The sequence below is a fragment of the Streptomyces sp. NPDC046821 genome (genome assembly GCF_040645335.1).
In the GTDB taxonomy this organism is placed as follows: Bacteria; Actinomycetota; Actinomycetes; order Streptomycetales; family Streptomycetaceae; genus Streptomyces.
In genome coordinates, this window is sequence record NZ_JBEYYB010000015.1 from 1 (window position 1) to 14,362 (window position 14,362).

Here is a 14,362-nt window from a genome sequence, read left to right on the forward strand (position 1 = left end):
GCCTCGCCCGGATTCCCGCCGACTGGACCAGCCCCGCAGGCTGAGGCCTGCCCGGTCCCGGGGCGGGCGGGGCCCGAAGCGGCCCCGCGCCCCGACACGTTCCGCCTCACCGAGCCTCGTACCCCGTATCCTGCCCCGCCCGGCCAAGACCGGGATGCCTGACGCCTCTACTCTTCCCGGCAGACCGATCACGCGACTGTAGGAGGAGTTGGAGTACACCGGCTGGCTGCAGCGCGGCAGGGGCCGCGGCCCGGTGCAGGTCCGCCTCCTCGACGCGGCGGTGCAGGCCCAGTCGCACCGTCCGCAGCGCACCCGGGCCGCGCACTGGGCCTCGCACCCTCTTCCCCGGCCCGCCCCGCGCGTACTCCCCGGCGCCGTCCGGCTCGCCGCGCTCACCGCGGCCTCGCACACCCGCCCCGACGGAACCGGCACAGCCGAGATGGATCTCCTCATGCACCTGTGCGGGCAGACACCGCAGCAACTCGCCCACCTGCTAGACCAGTTGACCGGCTCACGCTTGATCTCCTTCTGGCGCTGCGCATCGCAGGAGACCGAGGTCGCGTGGCAACTGTCGCTCCCCCGGCTGAACCGCCGAGCGCGCAACACCCACAGTCAAGGCGAGGTCGAGGTATCACCCAAGCTGCGCATGAGGGTTGGCTCGATGAGTGGATCCTCCTGCACTCGAGCGGGCCACACGAGTTGCGCTTCGCTCTTCCCGCTGGGCACCTGCCTCCGTGTCTCGGACGGTGACGGTGTCGCAGCGTGCGGCATGTACTTTCAGCGCCCCCGGCCCGCTCCGCGCCGAGGGTGAGGAGAGCTTCGTGGATGTCGCCGCGTATCCCCCAGGGGAACTGAGTGCGGCATGTTCCAAGCCGTGTGGCCTTCCCCGTCTGCGTCCCAGAGCGTGGTCATGCGCTGGTCCCCCGCTGCCCTGACCGTGAAGCTTCGGCGGCCTGGTGCATGGCCACAACTGCTGGCTTTCCGCTTTCACCTGTGTCGCTGCCGTCCACTTGGGTTCTTGATCGCATGCGCAGCAACTTTTGTGCCTGCGGCCAGGGCGTGGGGCACGGGGAGAGGTACGGGGATGGGTTATACGATTCCGGGCTGGCTGGACGATGTTCTGGACTTCATCGGGATCAACTTCCCGAACGTGGATGAGGACGACTATCGCGAAATGGCCACGGCCATGCGGGAGTTCGCCGAGAAGTTCGAGGGTCATGGCGGCGATGCCCACAAGGCGTTCTCGAGGATCCTGTCCTCTTCCGAGGGCTGGGCCGTCGACTCCATGGAGAAGCACTGGAACAAGATCAAGGCCAGCCATCTGGAGAAACTCCCGGAACTGGCACGGCTGTTCGCGGACGCCTGTGACACCCTCGCCGAAATCATCTTCTGGATGAAGACGAAGGCCGAGGCCGAACTCGCTCTCATGGCCGCGTACCTGGGCCTGTCCATCGGTCTTGCGTGGGCTACCGGCGGCCTGTCCGCGCTGCTCGGCGCGGCCGAGATCCAGGCGATGCGGCAGGCGGTCAAGCGGATCATCGACGAGGCCGTGGACCGGATCGTCGACGAGGTGCTCGCGAAGCTCACCGCGCCGGTCAACGCGAAGCTGGAGGCGATGGTCGAGGATATGGTCCTGGATCTGGCCGACGGTGCGTTCCACATGCCAGCGGCCAAGGGCAGCGCCGGTGGCGGGCACGGCGGCAAGGGCGGAATGCATCTTGACTCGGCCGGCGATTCCGGCAGCGGCCCGGGCAAGGTCACCCGTATCGATCACGGCGAGTTCGAGGACGGCGCGGGCAAGGTCTCCCGGCACGGCAGCGACATGCAAACGGCCGCCTCCGATCCGCTGGGCGGGCCGGGTCAAGGGCGCGTTCGGTCGCAGCAAGGGCCGCGACCCGTTCACGAAAGCCTTCGACAGCGTGCTGCACGGCGCGATCAAGGGCTCCGAGAAAGCCCTGAAGAAGATCAGCAAGCACATCACCGAGACCCTGCCGGAGCGGGTCAAGGGCGCCTCCCGCACCCACAAGGGCAAGGACCACGACGTCCGCACCAAGGTGAACAGCATCAACGTGGGCAAGCACGACGGTGGCAAGGGCGGCGGCGGAAAGCCACATGTCGACAGCGGCCGCCCGAAGTCTGCGCGGGACAAGCTGAGCAAGGTCAGTGCTGAACTGGCGCAGAGGGCACGGGACTTGAAGAAAAAGTTCACCTGCGGCGACCCTATCGACATGGCCACCGGCCAGATGATCCTCGCCCAGACCGACGCCGAACTGCCCGGCATCCTGCCGCTTGTCCTACACCGCGCCCACCTGAGCGGCTACACCCACGGGATCAGCTTCGGCCCGTCCTGGGCCTCAACACTCGACGAGCGCCTGGAGAAGGAGCCCGCGGGCGAGGGCGTGTGGTGGCACCGCGAAGACGGCTCCAGCCTCTACTACCCCCGAACCCCAGACATCGTCGGCGACCGGGTCGACCCCGTGGCGGGCGAGCAGCTGCCCTTGACGTATCTGTCCCAGGGGACCTCGTACGTGCTCGTGATCCAGGACCCTTTCACCGGCCTGACCAGCCACTTCGAGGCCGCTGAGGCCCGCGGGGGGACGTGGTGGCTGACGCGGGTCGAGGACCGCAATCACAACTACATCACCATCGAACGCGCCCAGGACGACCGGCTCCTCGAGATATCCCACTCCGGTGGCTACCGCCTCCAGGTCACCACCGCCGAGGACAGCCCCCTCGTCACCGGACTGCACGCCCTCACCGACGCCGGACCGATCCGTCTGCGTGGCTTTTGCTACGACGAGGCGGGCGACCTGACCGAGGTCCGCACCGCCGTCGATGCCCTCACCCGCTTCACCTACGACGACGCCCCACCGCATAACCGGCTGGCACGACAGCAACGACACCGAGTTCCGGTACGTCTACGACGCCTCGGGCCGGGTCGTCGAGACGCAGGGCACCGACGGCATCCTCACCTCCCGTATCGCGTACGCCGGTCCGGAGCACGACGGCATCACCACCGCGACGTACACCGACTCCCTCGGCCACGCCACCACCTACCGCGCGAACCCGCACGGCCAGATCGTCTCGATCACCGACACGCTCGGGCACACTGTCCACCACCAGTGGGACGCGCGTGACCGCCTGCTCAGCAGTACGGATCCCGCGGGGCACACGACCCGGTGGGAGTGGAGCATGTGGAGGTTCCATGTCGCTTCGCCTGATCGTGGCCGAGGACGCCGTTCTGTTGCGCGAAGGCCTGGTCGGGCTGCTCGAGCGGGTCGGCCATGAGGTGGTTGCGGCGGTCGGTGACGCCGATGCTCTGCTGGCAGCGGTCCGGGCCGACCGGCCCGACTTGATCGTCACCGATGTGCGGATGCCGCCGACGCTCAGCGACGACGGGCTTCGGGCCGCGGTGGCGTTGCGCGAGGAGTTCGCCGGACTGCCGGTGCTCGTGCTGAGCCAGTACGTGGAACGCTCCTACGCGCTAAGGCTGTTGGACTCCGGCGGCGGCGCGGGAGTGGGCTACCTACTCAAGGAGCGCGTGAGCAAGGTGGTCGACTTCATCTCCGCGATCGAGCGGGTGGCGACGGGCGGGACGGTCGTGGACCCCGAGGTGATCCACCAGTTGGTCCAGCTGCGCCAGGACCCACTGGAGCGGCTGAGCACCCGCGAGCGGGAGGTTCTCGCCCTGGTCGCCGAGGGCCGCACCAACGCCGGCCTCTCGAAACACCTGTTCATCAGCGAGGCGGCCGTCAACAAGCACATCGGCAACATCTTCAACAAACTGGATCTGCCAGTGGACACCGAGGGCCATCGGCGGGTGCTGGCCGTGCTGGCGTACCTGCGGGCGTGACACAGCACGGACCCCGTCCTCCCGAGGGGCTGGAGGCCGCGAAGGCGGCACTGAACAGCGACATCCATCACCGGGCGGCGCCCGGAGGTGACGGTCCGCGGCTCGGAGGCCGGCCCCAGCACCTCACACGCCTCGGCCATCACGATCTCGTTGTAGAGCGTGGACGCGGCCACCGTGTTCTCGTACAGGACCGTGGAGTGCATGAAGCCCCACTTGCCGTCGGGGCGCTGGGCTTTGACGGACAGCAGGAGATGGTCGTGCAGCAGCGGCATCCCGGAGCGCGCCTCGTAGTGGCGGAACCGTGCGGCGACCAGACCGTGCACGGGGCGGACCTGGTAGACGCCCTGGGCGCCGATACGGATGATCGCGGACTCGTCCTCGATCCAGGCGAGCACGGCAGCGATGGCCCGCTCGTGCGCGGCCTCGATCACCCGCCGGGTCAGCGCAGGCTCCCATGTCTCAAGATGATCCAACCCATGAGGGAGGGAACTCGATGACCAACAGCTTCGACTCACGGCTGGCCGAGATACTGAGCGCGGCCACCGAGAACATCCGTCGGACAATGGCTGCGACTCTCATACCAGCGCCGAGGGTGGAGCTTCCGGCGCCGGTACTGGGGGCCTGGCCAGAGCTGTCGGCCGGGCGGTGCTGGCGTTGCCGCCGAGTGCAACGCGCTGGTCATGCCCACCCTCGGCGGGAAGCGATCCAGCCCAGCTGGATTCGACTTTCGGCCCCCGCCTTGAGCATGAGTTCGCCGATACGGCGCTGGACGGTGCGGCGGGAGACGCCGAGCTGGCTAGCGGCGGCCTGGTCGGTGAGGCCGGCCAGGACAAGTGCGAGGACGCGGGCGTCCGTCTCGTCCAGGCCGTCGGGCCGGATCTCGGTGACGCCGCCCACGGTGTTGGGAGAGAGCGGGTAGGCGCGCTCCCAGGCGAGTTCGAAGTACGCGAGCAAGGCCTCCAGCAGCCCGCAGGTGTGCACCAGGATGGAGGCGGGGGAGGTACGGCGGCCTGGGATCAGCGGCACCATGGCCACATCGCGGTCGGCGATCATGAACTTCACGGGAACCGATTCCGCGATGCTGACCTGCTGGCCGGCCGCCAGGGCGTCCAGCGCCTCGGCGACCACGCCCGGCTGGCCGAGCATGTCGCGCTCCACGATGGTGCGGTAGAGCACGCCACGGCGCACACCGGCGGGCTCGGCGGTGTTGTGCGTGCGCTGCACGACGGTGGTCTCCGGCACCATCATCGCCCGGATCTCGTGCCGGGCGGACTCCTGGAGTTGCATGAAGCGGTGCCGGACCGCGCCGGGGTCGGTGATGACCTCGACGATGCCGCCGCCAGCGGCCGCGTTGCGGTACTCCTCGGTGAGCGCGAGCATGGCCTCTTCGGCGGCTCGCAGGTCGTCGCGGCGTTGCCGCAACGTTCCGCCGAGCGCGAGGGCCGGGGGCGCGGCGGTGTAGACCGTGGCCACCGACGGCTCGCCGTCCGCACTGGACACCGCGAGGCCGCGCCGGGCCAGTGTGGTGAGCAGCGGCAGTATCTCCGCCGGTGCACGGCCGGTCTCGGCCGCCAGCACGTCGGCGTTGGCGCCGGCCCGGGCCACCAGGAGGCGGTAGACCTCCTCCTCGGCAGGGCCAAGCCCGAACAGCGAGAGCACGGGACCTCCTCGTGGTCGGTCGAGTGAAATCCCGGCCAGATTACGGAGGCTGTCGTTCCGTCAGTCACGCGGGGGTGGGGTGTGACACGACGGGAGGGGGCGCCAGCCCCGCCCGGCTCGGAGCTGCCTACTTCAGACCGTAGGCGCGGATCACCTCCTGGCTGATGTGGTTGCCCGCGTCGTCCCAGCCCTCGGTCTTGAGCGACACGAAGCCGTGGTGGGGGGCGTCGTAACGGGCGCTCCAGATGCCGGACTTGCCGCTGAGCTTGACCGGCCGCCAGGTGGCGTTGCCGTCGTAGGACACCGACAGCGTGACTCCCTGGATCTTCCCGGCAGCCGACCGAACCGTTGGGCAGAGCGCACCGCTCGGCCAACTGGATCGTCGGCTCCGCACCCCAGGGTCCTAGCCGGCTACCTCGAGGTCGTCGACCAGTGGGAGGACAACGCCCTGACCGGCGTGTTGTAGCGACACACTGCGGAGTCGGCTGCGTGCTTCACACCAGCCGCAGCACCGGCCTGACGTCCGGCATCCCCAGCAATTCCCTGACGCGCTTCAGGGGCCACGCCAGACCGCTGTCTCTCCGTCATCGCGCCCGAACTGGCCGCCGCGATCCTCAAAAGCCGGGCCGACCAGGTGCGGCGGACCGTGGATGAGCTCGGGCTGCGTCCGCAGGACCTGGTCGGGCTGGGTGTCGTCCGCGGCATCGTCGAACCGACGGGCTGAACGGCACGAGCGGCGCCGCCTCCCAGGTCCCACGGAGACGGCGCCCTCCTGTTACTCGGGGTTGCGCCGCGTACGGTTCACCCCATGGCTTCAGCGGCCGGAGCGCGTCACTTCACGCCGACCGCCCGGATGATCTCCTGGGTGACCTTGCCGCCCTGATCATCGCTGGCGGATGCGCGCACCGAGATGTACTGCGCGGCGGCGGGCACGTTCAGGGTGCCGTTCCAGGCGGCCTTGCTCCCGTCGCGTTCGAGGCCGACGGAGGTCCAGGTCTGGCCGTCGTCGTAGGACACCTGGAGGGTGCCGTCGCCGATGGTCCCGGTGCCCGTCGCGCGCTTGTAGTACTCGGAGTAGATCCCGACGGGCAGGCGCTGCCCGGCGCGGACGTTGCCCGCGATGTCGGTGTCGATGTTGAAGCCGAGGTTGAGCAGCGGCAGGTACGTCCACCTGTCGGCGGGCGTCTCGGCGGACTTGACGGTCCACTCCGAGTGGCCCTTCGTGGACAGCTTCCACCGTGCGGGGTCGAGTGCGGTGTCGGTGACGACCTTGTAGGTGTGCTCGGCCGGATCGGCGTTCCTGGCGTACGCCGCCGACCATTTGCGCCGGTCGACGAGCTGCCCGTCGGCGTAGACCTCGGTGGTCTGCTGGAGGGAGGGGTCGTTGTACACGTCGCCGAAGCCGGTGTGGTCCGGTCCGGAGTCGCCCCAGCCGGGTACGTTGAACTCGAGGTCGTTCCCGGCCCGCTGCTGGCCCCAGCCGAGCCCAGTGCCGAGCCAGGGGTGCCAGATGGGCTTGAACCAGTCGGCCTGGCTGCGCGTGCCGCCCCGGTAGGTGGCCAGGCCGTTGCGCTCCTCAAGGGCGCCGGACGCGGCCCACGCGCTCTGGTGCCACTTCAGGCCGTGGTCGGCGGTGACGAAGTCGGTGCGCTTGGCCGGGTAGTCGATGAGCTCCGGGAAGCCCACCGCGACGGGGAAGGTGTCGGTGAGCGAGGCGCGGACCTCACTGCCCTGGATGGGCTTCACCGCATAGAACGTGTCGTCCACCCGGGCGAGTTCGCTCGCGTTCGGGGCGTACGTCAGGTTGTCCGGGATGGCGCCGGGGTGGCTGTCGGACAGGTCGTAGATGTAGGGCGAGTTGCGGGTGGTCGTGAGGTGGATGCGCTCGCCGGTCTTGGCCGCGTCGATCAGTTGGGCACCGTCGGCGGCGTTGACCGTGGCGACGAGCAGCGACCGGCCGGTGTGGTCGGCGTTGCCGAACCAGGCCATCAGCCGACCGGGCTGGTCGTCGGTGACGAACAGGGCCTTGGCGCCTGCGTCCTGGGCCGTCTGGGCCAGGACGACCGGCGAGATCGCGCCGGTGGCGTGGACGATAACGGCCTTGCCGTGCACATCCTTGCCGGTGTAGTCGGCGGGTGCGCCGCTGCCCGCGTCCACGACGGGCACGGTGCTGTGGCCGTCCGTGAGGGCGCTGCCGGGCTGGACGGTGGCATCGCTCAGTGGCTTGTCGCCCGCCTCGGCCTCCAGGAGCGGCTTACCCAGCCGCCAGGTTGTGCGGTACGCGAAGGTACCGTCGGTGACCTTGTCGGTAGGGGCGGCGAAGATGCTGTCGTACGTCGGGGGCACCTGGACCGCGCCGACTATGTCGGCGCCGTTCGCCTTGCGGGCGTACTCCATGACCTGCTGACGGGTCTCGGTGCGCCGGTCGACCCTGGCGCTGATCTCCTTCAGCTGCTGCCCGTCCAGGGTGATCTCGCGGTCCTGGTCGAGGTTGATCTCGGGGGCGGCGAGGAAGCCGAGGCCGAGCGAGTCGGCGCCGTGGCTGCCGCGCACTTTGAGGAAGGACGTCACGCTGTACGTGCCCGGCGGCAGCCGCAGCTTCAGGGTGCCGGAGTCGCCGACCTGTGCCGGGGACGGGTCGATGCCCTTGGCGAGTTGCTGCAGCACGAGGTATGCGCCGGTGGCGGCGCCGTCGCGGTCCTTGACGTGGACGGTGAGCGTGTACCGCTCGTTCTCCTTCACCATGCCGAAGGCGGTGTGCGCGACGGGGGCACCGTCGGCGCTCGCCACGATCTGTCCGCTGGTGTTGCCGACGGCAGCCTTCGCGCCGTCACCGGTCACCGTGGTGGACGCGGTGCCGTGCGCGGGCACGGTCAGCTTCGTGTCGGCGAGCGAGACGACGCCGTCGGGAGCGCCCTGCGCGGCGAGGCTCAGCTCGACCGGCTGGTCCGAGGCGTTGGCGTAGGTGAGCGTCTTGGTCACCGGTTTGTTGTCCGCATAGGGCCAGCTGTAGAAGCCCAGGTCGGCACTGCCGGTCGCGGTGATCCGCGCGGTGATCGCGGCGGGCACGGAGACCCGGCCCGCGCCCAGTGCGTACGCGGACGCGCCGAGCTGCTTCGAGGTCGACATCAGCGCGTCCTTGAGCTGCGCGCCACTCCAGTCGGGGTGCTTCTGGGCGAGCAGCGCGGCGACGCCCGCGACATGCGGCGTCGCCATCGACGTACCACTCAGCGAGGTGTAGTAGCCGCTGCCGCTGATCAGCTGGGAGCGGGCGGCGAGAATGCCCACGCCGGGCGCGGACACGTCAGGCTTGAGCGCGTTGTCGCCGAAGCGGGGACCCTGGCTGGAGAAGTACGCGGCCCGGTCGGCGGAGTCGACGGCGCCGACGGTGAGCGCGGAGTCAGCGGCGCCGGGCGAGCCGATCGAGCCGGGGGCGCCGGAGTTCCCGGCGGCGATGACGAAGAGGGCGCCGGTCTCCTTGGAGAGCGTGTTCACGGCCTGCGCCATCGGGTCGGTGCCGTCGCTGCCCTCTCTTGAGCCGAGGCTCATCGAGACGACCTTGGCGTGCACGTCCCGCGCGGCCCACTCCATCCCAGCGATGATCTGCGACTCGCTGCCGGAGCCCTGGTCGCTGAGCACCTTGCCGACCGCGAGCGTGGCGTCCGGGGCGACCCCTTTCTCCTTGCCGTCCGACGCAGCACCGGTACCGCCGACGGTGGAGGTGACATGGGTGCCGTGTCCGTTTCGGTCGGCGACCTCCTGCCCCTCGATGAAGCTCTTCGACTGGGAGATGCGTCCCGTGAGATCCGGGTGCCCGGCGTCGATACCGGTGTCCAGCACGGCGACCGTCACGCCCTTGCCGGTGAGTCCGGACTCCCAGGCCTGGGGCGTGCCGATCTGCGCGTTGGACTCGGCCATGTCGCCCTTGACGCGCCCGTCGAGCCAGATCTTCTCGACACCGTCGGCGAAGCGCGCGCCGTCCGAAGTCGCCGCACGCGCGGCGGGCTTGGCGGCCTGCGGAGCCACGGACCGCCAGAACTCGCGCTCCTGGCCGGCGCGGACCGCAGCGCCGCCGATGCTGGGTAGGGACCGCACCTTCTCGGCGCCCTGCGGCACACTCGACGCCGTCCGCGCGCTCCTGCCGTAAGTGACGATCAACGGCAGTCCGTCCGCCGCGCCTTTGTCTCCATCGGCGAAGCCCTGGCGTATCAGCTCGCTCACATCGAACAGCCGCGCGTCGAGGGTGCCGGCGTTCAGATACGGCAGCGCCTCGTCCGGGACGACGGTGATCTGACCGTTCGTCGTCTCGGTGCGGACGGCGCCGGTGGCGCCCTTCGGGCGGTCCACGCTGACGGTCTTCTTGCCCTGGCCGAGGTCAGTGACATTGACCTTGTCGCCGGTGACGAGCGTGACGGTATGGGTGGCGTGGGCGGTGGCCGTAGGGCGTGCGGCGGCTTCGGCGCTGGTGCGCGCGGCCGCTTGGCCGCCGCCGTCCGGTCCGGCCGCGACGGCCTGCCCTGCCATACCGGCCGGGAGCAGGACGAGCGCGAGTGAGGCCGAGAACAACCCGGCTCTGCGTCTCCGGGGAACTCTGGTCATGGAGCCCTCTCTTCATCGGACCCGGGAGGGGGTGATCCCCGAGTGCTGCGAAGAGTGTGGTGGGGGCTGTGGCGCACAGACCTGGACAGGTCCTGGCGGGAATGGGCATGGCGCCTTTTTGCCAGCGTCCACTGCGATGCACAGCCGCACGTGGATCGCGAACTGGATGGCCGGCACAGGTGCCGTCCGGAGTTCGGCCCGATGGACGGCTTACGGCCTTGGAAGCAATTGGGCGAGGCCCACTTGGCGTCGACCGAGGGTGCGCTGAGGGACGACGCGATCCTCCTCCCCAGTACGCCACGGCCCTCGCGGCGCGCGGCCGCGCCGTTCCCTGGCCGCCGAAGGCGGGGGCGGCGTGCTGGTGCGGGTCGGGGTCGGCGTACAGGGGGTCCCACGGTGGTGAGGCCGGGGCCTGACCCCACCACCCATGACTGCACGGTGTCCCTCACCTTCGAGCGTGTCAAAGGGACCGAAGGCACAGGTCAGCAGAGGTGACCCGCCGTCAGGCCGTCGATGCCGATCGGCAATTACGGCCTCGCCGCGGCCAAGGGCATGGGCAAGCTCGGCTGGCACTGGTGGCCCGCCCCGAACGCCATCGCCTCGCGCAAGTTCAGGAACCGGCCCGCGTGCCTGCGGTACGGCGCCTGCGAGTCGGGATGCCCGACCGGGGCGAAGGCGAGCACCGACTTCACGCACTGGCGCGACGCGATCGCCGCCGGCGCCGTGCTGGTGACCGGGGCCCGGGTGCGGCGGCTCACGGTCGACAATCGGGGCCTTGTGACCGGTGCCGAGTACGTCGATCGCGCCGGAGTCGTGCGCCACCAGGCCGCGGGTGTGACCGTGCCGGCCGCCAACGAGACAGGCACCCCGCGCCTGTTGCTCAACTCGGCCTCCGCCCAGTTCCCCGACGGTCTGGCGAACTCCTCGGGCCTGGTCGGCAAGCGGCTCATGGTGCATCCCTACGCCTCGGTGTACGGGACCTACGAGGAAGGGCTCGAGACGTGGCTCGGTCCGACCGGGCAGGCACTGCAGTCGATGCAGTTCTACGAGACCGACACCGGCCGCGGGTTCGTGCGCGGGGCGAAGTGGAACCTGATGCCGACCGGCGGCCCGCTCACCCACACCCTGTGGGAGCCGGGCGAGGACTGGCGCGACACCTACGGGCCCGCCTTCCACACCCGGTTGGGTACCACTTTCGGCCGGTACACCGAGTGGGGCATCACCACCGAGGACCTGCCCGAGGACCACAACGAGGTCGTCCTCGACCCGGACGCCACGGACTCCGACGGAATCCCCGTGCCCAGGATTCGCTACACCATCAGCGAGAACACCGAACGCATGCTCAAGTTCCATGTCGGCCGGGCGACCGAGGCCCACCTGGCCGCGGGCGCGACCTCGGTGCACCCCGCCCCCGTCGTCCGGGAAAGCGGCTGGCACCTCCTGGGCACGGCGCGCATGGGTACCGATCCCGCCACCTCCGTCGTCGACCAGTACGGCCGCACGCACGACGTGCCGAACCTTTTCGTCATCGACGGGAGCGTGTTCGTCACCTCGACCGGCGTCAACCCGACCGCGACCGTCATGGCGGTCGCGCTGCGGGCGATGCGCCACCTCGCCGACAACCGCCACCACCAGCCCGCCGCCGACTGAGGACACCGTGATGCTCGATTCCGACCAGCGGCGTCTCTTCGCCGCACTCGCCGACGTACTGATTCCCGCGTCCGGTCCGATGCCGTCGGCCACCGCTGCCGGTGTGCCGGACGCGCTGCTCGACCAGGCGCTCGGCTACCGCCCTGACCTGGCCGAACCGTTCGCCGAGGCCCTTGCCCGATGTGTCGGCAAGGACCCGGAAGCCGCTCTGGACGCGCTCTGCGCGCAGCAACCCGAGCAGTTCCAGGCCCTCACCGTCCTGACCGCCGGTGCCTACTTCCTGAGCCCCCGGACGAAGGCCGCGCTCGCCCACGACCCTCCGCCGCGCACGGCCCGCGACGATGTCGACTCCTACATCGACATGTTGGCCACCGTCGTCGATCGCGGCTTCGCGATCCGTTGAGCTCACGAACGAAGGATTCCACGATGATCGAGGCACAAAGGCAGGTCCCGGTGGCTCACCCGGTAGGCGAACCGGCGTCGGTCGGTGCGGAAACCGCGGTGTTGACGCACTTCGTCGACGGTGCCGCCTGGGAGGGCGCCGGGACGGAGACACAACCGGTGTTCAACCCCGCGACGGGACAGCCGATCGCCCAGGCCCTGCAGGGCACACCGGCCGACGTCGACAAGGCGGTGGCCGCGGCCAGGGCGGCGTTGCCCGGCTGGCGGCAGCGGACACCGAAGGACCGCGCCGACGTGCTGCTCGGGGCCGCGGCGGTGCTGGAAGCACACACAGAGGCACTGGCGCACCTGGAGTCGGTCAACACCGGCAAGCCGATGCCGTTGGCCCGCGACGACGTCGCCGGGACGATCGACACGCTGCGGTTCATGGCCGGCGCGGTCCGGGCGCAGTCGAGTCTGAGCGCCGGGGAGTACGTCACCGGCCACACGTCGATGATCGTGCGGGAGCCGGTCGGGGTGGTGGCCGCGATCACGCCGTGGAACTACCCCCTGCTCACGGCGGCGTGGAAGATCGCGCCGATCCTCGCGGTGGGCAACACCTGCGTGTTGAAGCCGTCGGAGCAGACACCGCTGACCGCGCTGCGCATGGCCGGGCTGCTCGCCGATGTGCTTCCCGCCGGGGTGCTGAACGTCGTCACCGGCTCCGGACCGGTGGTCGGCGAGGCGCTCGCGACGCACCCGGATGTCGCGCTCGTGTCGGTGACGAGCAGCGTGCGGAACGGACATGCGGTGGCCGGCGCGGCCGCGGCCACGCTCAAGCGCGTGCACCTCGAGCTCGGCGGCAAGGCGCCGGTCATCGTGTTCGCTGACGCCGACCTGGACGCGGTCGTCGAGGGCATCCGGTTCGCCCGCTTCGGCAACTCGGGCCAGGACTGCGGCGCGGCCTGCCGGATCCTCGTGGAGCGGTCCGTCCACGACGAGTTGCTGGAGCGTCTCGTGCCCCGGGTGGAGTCGCTGGCCATGGGCGACCCGGCGGCGGGGGCACATCGAGATGGGACCGCTCGTCTCGGAGTCCCACCGCGACAGCGTGCTCGGCTTCCTCGACCGTGCCTTCGCGGAAGGAGCGCGGGCGGCGACCGGCGGGAGGGCACCGGAAGGCGAAGGATACTTCGCGCTCCCGACGGTCCTCGTGGACCTCCAGGACGGTGCCGAGGCGACGCGCGAGGAGATCTTCGGGCCCGTGGTCACGGTGGAGACCTTCACCGACGAGGACGCTGCGGTCGAGGCGGCCCATCGCGCCGCCTACGGGCTGGCCGCCTCGGTCTGGACCGAGGACGCCCGTCGCGCCGCCGATCTGCCCGGGCGGCTGGACTTCGGCACGGTGTGGGTGAACGACCACCTCGCATTCGCCACCGAGATGCCATGGGGCGGGTTCAAGTCGTCCGGCTACGGGCGCGACCTGTCGGCGTACGCGCTCGACGATTACTCACGTACCAAGCACGTGATGGTCAACCGGGCCCGGCACGCCGACGGCGGGGAGCCGGCATGAGTGAGCAACCGGCCGGCCCGGGCGAGTCCGCATCCGGTGCCGAGTCGGCAACCATCCAGCCGATCCCGCTCGACCAGCGGCACGGCACGAACCGGGACATGTTCACGATCTGGTTCGGCACGAACATCATGATCCTGTCCATTGTCACCGGAGGACTCGCCACCACCCTGTTCGGCCAGCCGGCCTGGTCGGCAGCGCTGGGGATCACCGTCGGGAACCTGTTCGGCGCGATCTTCATGGCCGCTGCACTCCGCCCAGGGGCCGCGGCTCGGGGTGCCTCAAATGGTGCAGACCAAGGGGCAGTTCGGCTCCTGGGGTGCGCTGCTGGTCGTCCTGATCGTGGTCGTGATGTACCTCGGTTTCTTCATCTCGATCCTGGTCTTCGGAGGACAGTCGCTGGCGTCGGTGATACCGCATCTGAGCAGCAAGGCCGGCATCGTGCTGCTCGCGGCGGCCAGCATCGCGGCCACGATCTGGGGCTACAACCTGATCCACGCCTATGCGCGGATCATGACCTACGCCTCGGGTGCGGTCCTGCTCCTGGCGTTCGTCTGGGCGTTCGTCGTCCACCCGGTGCCGCACACCTTCTTCAGCTCGGGTCAGGCCACACTGTCCGGATTCCTGAGCAGAGAACCGGCGTGACCTGGTCG

General features: G+C 69.9%; 10 protein-coding genes and 5 pseudogenes. 11 read left to right on the top strand and 4 right to left on the bottom strand.

The window, feature by feature from the left end:
• Positions 1–1,084 precede the first annotated feature (1,084 nt).
• The 4 genes and pseudogenes from ABZ893_RS28625 (at position 1,085) to ABZ893_RS28640 (ending at position 3,853) form a co-directional block, all read left to right on the top strand.
• Positions 1,085–2,170: a hypothetical protein gene (locus ABZ893_RS28625; RefSeq protein WP_361409127.1), complete on the top strand. Its 1,086-nt coding sequence runs from the start codon at positions 1,085–1,087 to the stop codon at positions 2,168–2,170.
• Between the two features lie 73 nt (positions 2,171–2,243).
• Positions 2,244–2,378 (top strand): annotated as a pseudogene (locus ABZ893_RS28630) (DUF6531 domain-containing protein); the annotation flags it as partial.
• A gap of 457 nt (positions 2,379–2,835) precedes the next feature.
• Complete coding sequence (locus ABZ893_RS28635) at positions 2,836–3,288, top strand: RHS repeat domain-containing protein (protein ID WP_361409701.1); 453 nt, start codon at positions 2,836–2,838, stop codon at positions 3,286–3,288.
• Positions 3,206–3,853 carry a response regulator transcription factor gene (locus tag ABZ893_RS28640; protein ID WP_361409130.1) on the top strand — a complete coding sequence of 216 codons (648 nt, stop codon included), beginning with the start codon at positions 3,206–3,208 and terminating at the stop codon, positions 3,851–3,853. Before ABZ893_RS28635 ends, ABZ893_RS28640 begins: the two co-directional genes overlap by 83 nt.
• Positions 3,854–3,924: 71 nt before the next feature.
• Here ABZ893_RS28640 and ABZ893_RS28645 read toward each other — a convergent pair.
• The 3 genes and pseudogenes from ABZ893_RS28645 to ABZ893_RS28655 all read right to left on the bottom strand — a co-directional run.
• Positions 3,925–4,368 (bottom strand): annotated as a pseudogene (locus ABZ893_RS28645) (relaxase domain-containing protein); the annotation flags it as partial.
• Positions 4,369–4,531: 163 nt separating this feature from the next.
• Positions 4,532–5,512: a LuxR C-terminal-related transcriptional regulator gene (locus ABZ893_RS28650; RefSeq protein ID WP_361409133.1), complete on the bottom strand. Its 981-nt coding sequence runs from the start codon at positions 5,510–5,512 to the stop codon at positions 4,532–4,534.
• A gap of 127 nt (positions 5,513–5,639) precedes the next feature.
• A complete protein-coding gene (locus ABZ893_RS28655; RefSeq protein WP_361409135.1) occupies positions 5,640–5,816 on the bottom strand; it encodes a hypothetical protein in 177 nt (58 codons plus the stop codon).
• A gap of 255 nt (positions 5,817–6,071) precedes the next feature.
• Between ABZ893_RS28655 and ABZ893_RS28660 the strand changes: the two are divergent.
• Positions 6,072–6,236: pseudogene (locus tag ABZ893_RS28660) on the top strand (acetyl-CoA carboxylase carboxyl transferase subunit alpha/beta); the annotation flags it as partial.
• Between the two features lie 107 nt (positions 6,237–6,343).
• Here ABZ893_RS28660 and ABZ893_RS28665 read toward each other — a convergent pair.
• Positions 6,344–10,111 carry a S8 family serine peptidase gene (locus ABZ893_RS28665; RefSeq protein ID WP_361409138.1) on the bottom strand — a complete coding sequence of 1,256 codons (3,768 nt, stop codon included), beginning with the start codon at positions 10,109–10,111 and terminating at the stop codon, positions 6,344–6,346.
• Between the two features lie 513 nt (positions 10,112–10,624).
• On the opposite strand from ABZ893_RS28665, the gene ABZ893_RS28670 reads away from it, so the two are divergent.
• The 6 genes and pseudogenes from ABZ893_RS28670 (at position 10,625) to ABZ893_RS28695 (ending at position 14,354) form a co-directional block, all read left to right on the top strand.
• Positions 10,625–11,761 carry a GMC family oxidoreductase gene (locus tag ABZ893_RS28670; RefSeq protein ID WP_361409141.1) on the top strand — a complete coding sequence of 379 codons (1,137 nt, stop codon included), beginning with the start codon at positions 10,625–10,627 and terminating at the stop codon, positions 11,759–11,761.
• Positions 11,762–11,771: 10 nt separating this feature from the next.
• Entirely contained in the window at positions 11,772–12,164 is a 393-nt protein-coding gene (locus tag ABZ893_RS28675) for a hypothetical protein (RefSeq protein ID WP_361409144.1), read from the top strand.
• Positions 12,165–12,187: 23 nt separating this feature from the next.
• Positions 12,188–13,141: pseudogene (locus ABZ893_RS28680) on the top strand (aldehyde dehydrogenase family protein); the annotation flags it as partial.
• Positions 13,142–13,214: 73 nt separating this feature from the next.
• Entirely contained in the window at positions 13,215–13,712 is a 498-nt protein-coding gene (locus tag ABZ893_RS28685; protein ID WP_361409147.1) for an aldehyde dehydrogenase family protein, read from the top strand.
• A pseudogene (locus ABZ893_RS28690) lies at positions 13,709–13,942 on the top strand (cytosine permease); the annotation flags it as partial. The gene ABZ893_RS28685 and the pseudogene ABZ893_RS28690, both read left to right, overlap by 4 nt.
• Positions 13,854–14,354, top strand: a complete 501-nt coding sequence (locus ABZ893_RS28695; protein WP_361409150.1) for a cytosine permease — start codon at positions 13,854–13,856, stop codon at positions 14,352–14,354. The pseudogene ABZ893_RS28690 and the gene ABZ893_RS28695, both read left to right, overlap by 89 nt.
• The last annotated feature ends 8 nt before the right edge of the window (positions 14,355–14,362 follow it).